The organism is Bacillus sp. SIMBA_074 (assembly GCF_046534555.1).
Taxonomy (GTDB): domain Bacteria; phylum Bacillota; class Bacilli; order Bacillales; family Bacillaceae_G; genus Bacillus_A; species Bacillus_A mycoides.
This window is the reverse complement of sequence record NZ_JAWRYM010000314.1, coordinates 1-301: the sequence shown is the minus strand read 5'-3', so window position 1 is coordinate 301 and position 301 is coordinate 1. Positions and strand designations below refer to the sequence as shown.

At 62.1% G+C, this 301-nt stretch carries 1 protein-coding gene; it reads left to right on the top strand.

Annotated elements, in window-relative coordinates:
- Positions 1 to 101: 101 nt before the first annotated feature.
- Positions 102 to 301: hypothetical protein (locus SB773_RS30980; protein ID WP_410594083.1), on the top strand; the 200-nt coding region annotated here is incomplete at its 3' end.

Sequence of the window (301 nt, the reverse complement as noted above, 5' to 3'; positions counted from 1 at the left end):
AGCCATGCACGTGCCGATGCACGCCTTGCACGCCATCGCGCGCGGGCGCGTCGCCACCTATTACTGGCTTTGCAAGGAAGTGAAGGAAAGGAGCATTGGGTATGACGGATGCCGACGTCGTAGTCACGGGGAAGCTGCTCGCGGATCATATCGGCTGCAGACCGTCCTATATCGTGGAGCTCAAGCGTGCCGGTCGATTGGTACTTGGCCCCGACGGCAAGGGTTATCTCCGTGACGCATCATTGGCGCTGTATGAGCAGACGCGCGATCCGGCCAAGTCGGGAGTGGCTGCGCGGCACGC